The sequence below is a fragment of the Protofrankia sp. CiP1_Cm_nod2 genome (genome assembly GCF_920664355.1).
In the GTDB taxonomy this organism is placed as follows: Bacteria; Actinomycetota; Actinomycetes; order Frankiales; family Frankiaceae; genus Protofrankia.
In genome coordinates this window covers 1-6581 of the sequence record NZ_CAKKTL010000200.1, presented here as the reverse complement: position 1 = coordinate 6581, position 6581 = coordinate 1, and the positions used below count along the sequence as shown (strand labels likewise).

3 protein-coding genes and 2 pseudogenes are annotated in these 6581 nt (G+C 72.0%); 4 read left to right on the top strand and 1 reads right to left on the bottom strand.

Annotated features, from left to right (window positions below; translation table 11 throughout):
- Both NBW84_RS18845 and NBW84_RS18840 read left to right on the top strand, forming a co-directional pair.
- Positions 1-622 (top strand): annotated as a pseudogene (locus NBW84_RS18845) (hypothetical protein); the annotation flags it as partial.
- Positions 619-795 carry a hypothetical protein gene (locus NBW84_RS18840; RefSeq protein ID WP_250286063.1) on the top strand — a complete coding sequence of 59 codons (177 nt, stop codon included), beginning with the start codon at positions 619-621 and terminating at the stop codon, positions 793-795. The pseudogene NBW84_RS18845 and the gene NBW84_RS18840, both read left to right, overlap by 4 nt.
- Positions 796-2256: 1461 nt before the next feature.
- On the opposite strand, the pseudogene mptB reads toward NBW84_RS18840, so the two are convergent.
- Positions 2257-2715, bottom strand: a pseudogene (mptB, locus tag NBW84_RS18835) (polyprenol phosphomannose-dependent alpha 1,6 mannosyltransferase MptB); the annotation flags it as partial.
- A gap of 485 nt (positions 2716-3200) precedes the next feature.
- On the opposite strand from mptB, the gene NBW84_RS18830 reads away from it, so the two are divergent.
- Positions 3201-5207, top strand: coding sequence for a hypothetical protein (locus tag NBW84_RS18830; RefSeq protein ID WP_250286061.1), 2007 nt, complete (start codon positions 3201-3203; stop codon positions 5205-5207).
- An 839-nt stretch (positions 5208-6046) separates the two neighbouring features.
- Positions 6047-6581, top strand: a 535-nt coding sequence (locus NBW84_RS18825) for a hypothetical protein (protein WP_250286060.1), incomplete at its 3' end; no start/stop codon positions are given.

Sequence of the window (6581 nt, the reverse complement as noted above, 5' to 3'; positions counted from 1 at the left end):
TCCTGCCGGTCCTGCCGGTCCTGCCGGTCCTGCTGTTGATGATCTTACTGTTGGCGCCGGTCCTGCCGCCGCTGGCGCCGTCGCCGGCTCGACCGCTGATGCCTGCCCTGCCCCGGGCCCGGGAGCGGCCGTCGGTGCCGGCTCGGCCGTGGGGGCGGCGGCGGAGGCGCTGGACCTCGCGGCGGCCCGCACCGGGCTGGACGGCCAGGCCACCGGCATCGGCCCGGTATCCGGGACGGGCCCTGGCGGCCCGGATCAGGCCGGTGTGCCCTCCTTCACCGGCCCGGGAACCGGGGTGGGCCCGGGCGGTGCCCGGGCGGCCCATCCGGCCCCGTCACGTCGCTGGATCCGGCCTCGCCAGCCCGCCGCGGCGGTCGAAGGACGCCCGGCCTCGTCACGTCGGTGGATCACTGTCGGGCTGCCGGTGATCTGCCTGATCTCGCTCGTGATCTACCCGATCCGGTACGACGACCTGCTCTCGGGGCAGGTCTTCGCGAGCCTGCTGCTGGTGGTGCGCAACCTCCTGCTGGTCATCGTCTGCTGGTCCGCCGTCGGCGAGGTCGCGCGAGCAGTGCTGCCGCGCCCAGGACGACGGTTCCGGCGGCCACGGCCGCGATCATGACTGCGGGTGCGGACGCCCGGCCCAGCAGGGCCCAGGTCGGAGCCAGCGACGCCAGTGACGTCACGCACAGCACCACCGACGTGACGATCACCAGCCGGCGCGCCGCCGCGGATCCGCCGCTGGCGGCGATGACAGCGAGCGCCGGAACAACTGGCGCCAGATACCACGGGTAGACGACTGGGCTGCCCAGAGCGACCGCCATCCCCCCAGCCCCGACGATGGCGACATCGTCCGGCACGCACCCTCGCGCCGACACCGACGTGCCCGCCACCGCAACGGGCAGCGCCGGGGCGAATACCGTCGAAGTGGGCGGTATCAGGCCGTGCACCGCCGGAACCGGCGTTACTGGGACCTGCTCCGTCGGAACTGGCTACTAGGACGTGCTCCGCCGGAACCGGCGGTACTGGGACGTGCTCCGTCGGAACTGGCAGTACTGGGACGTGCGCCGCCGGGCTGGGCGCTGTGGGGCCGGGCGCTGTGGGGCCGGGTGTCACCGGGCTGGGCACTGTCGGTCCGGACGGCGCTGGGGCGGACGACAGCGCCGGCGCGTGCGGGCGCGGGGGCAGGCATGGCCTGCGCCAGGCGCGCACGAGGAGCCAGGCGACGACAGCCGCCGCGATGACCAGCGACACCGCCCGCCCGGCGGCGAGCGCCGTCCCGGCCTGATCGCCGGAATCCCACGGGCCCGGCAGGTTCAGCGGGCCCAGCAGGCCCAACGGTAGCCGGATCAGGTGGGCGAGCAGCGCGGCGGGGGCGATGCCGGTCCGCGACTGCCCGGAGGTGGCCAGCGCACCGATCCAGGTCGGGCCGAAGCCGGCCGCGACCATGCTCACCGTCATCGTCACCGCCGCGACCGAAAGATCGAGGAGAACGCTCCTCGCGCCGGCCACGACCGTTGACCGGCGGGGGAGGGACACGCGCGGAAGGGATGCTCCGCCGTCCTCGTCACGGTTTCCGCGGCCGTTTCGGCCGCGGCTGGCAGCGACCCTCTCGGCGCGGCTGGCAGCGACATGTTCGCGCAGGTGGATGAGGACCAGCGCGGCAAGGACGAGAAATGCGGTGACCTTGATCGTCCCAGCGAGGCCGGCAAGCGCGACCGCGCCACACCGCAGCACACCCGCCCGCGCCGGCCACCGGAACCGCGGCCACCAGCGCGGCCGTGCCGGCCACCGGGGCCGTGCCGGCCACCGGGGCCGTGCCGGCCAGTGGGACTGCGGCCAGTGGGACTGCGGCCACCGGGACCGCGGCCAGTGGGACTGCGGCCAGTGGGACTGCGGCCACCGGGACCGCGGCCAGTGGGACTGCGGCCAGTGGGACCGCGGTCGGCGGGACTGCGGCCAGTGGGACCGCGGCCACCATAGGGGCCGCCGCGGCCGCCGGTACCCCGCCTGCTCCTCCCCCAGCCACCTCCGCCTCCTCCCCCTGACGCTGCCCAGGCGCCCGCGTGCCCCACCCCACCAACGAGTGTGGAAGTGGTTGCTGTGGCAGCCACTTCCACACTCGTTCCTGCGATTCGGCGGTATCGGAGCATCGATCTTTAGGTGGTGGTGGCGGTGGCGGTGGCGGTCGAGTAGCAGGGCGGTTACTGTCAGGGTGGCGGCGAGGGCGTCCAGGTGGGCTCCGCCGGTCAGGTGGATGACGGTGACGGGGTTCGCGGCCAGCAGCGCGAGGACCAGGGCGGTCTGCCGGGGGTCTGCACGTCCGGGCAGCAGCCGCGGGGTGAGCGCGACGAGCGCCACGACCGAGAGCACGGCGACGAGCCGCAGCGTGATGACGGCGCCGAGCGGCCCGGTGCCGGCCAATGCGTCGCCGACCGTGGCCGCCGCCTTCTCGACGAGAACGGCCGTGCTCCCGTAGGGGGCGTGGGTGTCCCGCCAGCGCGGGTCGACCGCGGTCACGAACGGTTCCATCCGGGGGCCCAGCGCGCGTAACGCCGAGACGCCGTGCGTCGCCGGATCGAGCCCGTGGCGGGCGAGTTCGCCCTGGCCCGCGTAGGCGTAGACGTCCCGGCTGAACAGCGGCGGGCCAAGCGCGAACGGCAGGTTCCACCCGATGGAGGTGACCACCACCCGGGCGGGGGTGATACGGGGCATGGCGGGACGCGCGATCCCCCGGGTATGCTCAGATCCGCCTGGGAGCGTGTCGGGTATATGCGGCGTATCAGACGAATCCACCGCACCCTCGGCGGCGCGAGTGGCCGAACGAGTGATCGAACGGACGAGGGCGCACCAGCAGATGCACAGGGTGATCACAGCGGCGGCGGCGACTGCCGCGAGCCAGCCCCGTGTAGCTGTCGACGGTGGCTGTGATGCGAGAATCCCCCACCAGGATGAGGGATTGAAGGTGTCCGGGTTGCGCGGTCCGAGCCCGGCCTCGGCGAGGACAGCGATCACTGCCGCGACGGTGCCCACGACGGTCGGCCACCCGACAGGTGCGTGAAACAGGCCCGCCCGCGGAAAGAATCGCGGACGGGGGCTTCGTCTCCACCCGTCGATGTCGTTGTCACGGCCGCGGCCCGGCGTGGGCCGGGTGCTCCCGGTCGGCTGGTTCGTGGCGGTCTGGCACAGGGAGGTGTCGGGTGGGTCTGCTCGGCACCGTCCTACGTCATGTGGGATCGCGTCGGGCTGTCCCGGTCGAGGCGGAGGCGTCCCAGGCCGTCCTGGCGCAGGCGCAGGCGCAGGCACCCCACGATCTTCCGTGTGACGCGCGGGAGCTGCCCTGTCCTCCGCAGGACGCGCAGCCGCGGCTCTGTCCTCCGCCTGGCACGCGGGCGCGGCAGGCTGTCCCGGGTGACGCCCGGGCGCGCCCGGGCCTGCCGGGCGGTGCGCAGCCGCGTCGGGCCGGGTGGCGGGCCGCCATCCGGCGCGAAGGCATGCAAGTCGGGCCCACAGCACCAGGAACGCTCTCCTCTCCGGCGGCCCGTCCAGGACCGCACGCCGTCCGCCGGGGAACTGGCGGTGATGCCCCGCAGCCCGGCGCGGTCTTCCCGAAGCCGCGTGCCGCGCTCCCGCGGGCCGTCCTCGCCGTCGTCGCCCTGCTGCGGCGCCAGCCATGGCTGATCACCGCCGCCCTGTGCGGGTTGTCCCTGGCGCTGGGACTCACCGGCCCGGACACCCCCGCACAGGAATATCGCGTGTGGCTGTTCAAGCACGGCGGTGCGGTGCTGTGGGACGACCAGTGGTACGGCGGGCACACCGTACCCGGCTACAGCGTGCTCTTCCCCCCGCTGGGGGCGCTGTTCGGGGTGCAGGCGCTCGGCTGTCTCGCGTGCGTCGCCTCCACCGTGATCGTCACCCGGCTGCTACGCGGCCGCGGCCGGACGCACGGCCACGACCTGGCGCTGGTCTGGTTCTCCGTCGCGACGGTGGCCAACCTCGTCGTCGGCCGGATGCCCTTCGCGCTGGGGATGGCCTTCGGCGCGCTGGCGCTGCTCGGCGTCCGGGAACGGCGGACGAAGACGGCGTGGGCCGGCGCGGTCGGGTCGTCGCTGGCCTCACCGCTCGCCGGCGGGTTCGTGCTGCTGATCGGGGTCGCCCTGCTCGGCACGCTCCCGCGGCGCCGGGTGCTGCCGCTGGCCGGGGCCATGAGCGGGATCGTTGTCGCGTTGCTGTTCCCCGAGCACGGTGTGCAGCCGTTCCCGGCGATGACCTTCCTGTCCCTGCTGGCGCTGATCGGCGCCGGGCTGCTCGTCGTCCCGCGGCACGAGGTGGCGATCAGGCGCGGGCTGCTGCTGTGGGCCGCCGCCGCCGCGGTCTTCTTCGTCGTCCCGACCCAGATCGGCGGGAACATCGCCCGCCCGGCGACCCTGCTCGCGGGCCCGCTCGCGGCGATGCTGCTGGCCAGACGCCCGCGGGTGCTGCTGGTCGTCGCGATCCCGCTGCTGGGCTGGCAGATCGGCCCGGTGCACGGGGCGCTGGCCACCTACGGGGACGCCTCCGGCCAGGCCGGCTACTACACCGGTCTGCTCGACTACCTCGACCACGGCCCGGTGGCGATGGGACGGGTGGAGGTCCCGTTCACCCGGGCGCACTGGGAGGCGTCGTTCGTGGCGCCGCACGTCCCGCTGGCCCGCGGCTGGGAGCGGCAGCTGGACATGGAGTACAACTCGCTGTTCTACGACGGCACCCTTGCTCCCGAGACCTACCACAAGTGGCTGCTCGAACGCGGCGTCCGTTTCGTGGCGCGGCCGGACGTGGAGCTGGACTCCTCCGCGGTGGAGGAGGCGAAGCTGCTCGACGCCGGCCTGCCCTACCTGGAACTCGTCTGGTCGGACGCCCACTGGAAGGTCTGGCTGGTCACCGACTCGCCAGGCCTGGTGCGGGGGCCGGCGGCCCTGACCGAACTCGGTGTCAGCTCACTCGCGGTGAACTTCCGCGCGCCCGGCGTGGCGACCGTCCTGGTGCACTTCACGCCCTACTGGCAGCTCGACGACGGCCACGAGGCGTGCGTGTTCGAGGCGGCGGACGGCTGGACGGGCATCCTCACCGAGCGGCCTGGCCCGGTCCGCCTGTCCGCCAAGCTCACCGTCAGCGGCCTGACCAGAGCCAGCGCCCTCGACTGCCCCCCGGACCCCCGCGTCCACTGACCGCCGTACCGGTCACAGCGGTGGCCTGGTCTTCGTCTTCTCCTCGACCGTCTCCCTGTCCTCGACGGACAGCCACCGCGTACGGGACCGGGCATACGCCCGAAGTCTTTTTTGCCGTTTTCCGGTTCCGGCGAAGAAGATCGTGCATCGTCGGTTTCTACGCTTCTCCAGGCGTCCTGGCCCGGCCCCGTAGCGGCATTTCGGCCGCGTGTCCGGGATCTCTGACGCATATATTCTTTTCTATCTGGCCTGTCTCTCCATCCGGTCTCGCGTTGGCCCAGGCAGGGACAGGGTGGCGCGCCTGTCCGGTCGTTCTCGATTTTGTCCGCCGCCTCAGGTACCTTCCTGAAACTGCCGTCGGCAGAATATTTTCGTGACACCTCGTAGTTCTTCTTCTGTCGCTGACGGAAGGGGGAGTATTCGCGATAACGACGGTCACGGCTTTCAAGGTGGCCAAGGTACTCGGAATGGGTGCGGTGAGCTCTGGTGGAGTCGTCGAGACGCCGCCGGGCGATGCGGGTCGGCAACCCGACAGGTTGATCGACAATGGCTCCGGCTTCGTTCGTCCTCCCTGGTCGATGGCGGCTCGTGAGTGGGGAGAGCGGGGTCCGAGAGATCCCGGAGAGCGGACCTGGGTGCTGAATCCGACGACTCGCGTCCACTATGATGATAATGTACGCACAATATTGAAACAAATCTTGTTCTTGGCCTACGGGTGGGGTTAGGCTTACCGACGTGTTCCTGAGGGGGAGGAACGTCATGTCGAGCTGGCCTGTCAGCGTTGCCTCGGCCTCTTGCGCCATCTCTCCGGCATCATCTTTGAGGATCATGAAGGTGGGATGGGTGTGAGCAGCGTGTTCGCCGAGCCGTCCGAGCCGCGGTTCGAGTTTGTCGACGTGCAGCCCCGCGCCGGTGTCGTCGGCGAAGCGGTCGTGGTCAGATGGTCTGCGCTCAACGCGGACGAGGTGTACATCGAGGGCAACGGCGTCTTCCCTCCCAAGGGGTCGCACCCGGTGGAGCTCAGGGCCACTTGTTCCCTGCGCCTGATGGCCCGTGGGCGGACCGGGGGTGTGGTGGAGGCGCAAACACCGGTCATGCGTGCCTTCAGCCCGCCGGTCATCAGTTTCCTCGAGATTCCGGCCCCGCCGAGCGGCACCCTCACCGGTATCGTCTCGCCAGCCGCTCTGTTCGAGCTCCGGGACGAGCTCGTCGAGGTCCGGGCCCGTGCTCCGCGCGGGCTGCCTTCCCCACCCGGCATCCACCAGCCCGGGATGTGGGCCGGTGGCGGTGGCTGGCTGGCCGGCCTTCCTTCCAGTGCCTTCTCGGCAGGCCGGCTGGCGACAACGACGCCGGCCGGCGGCTGGGGAAGAGCCG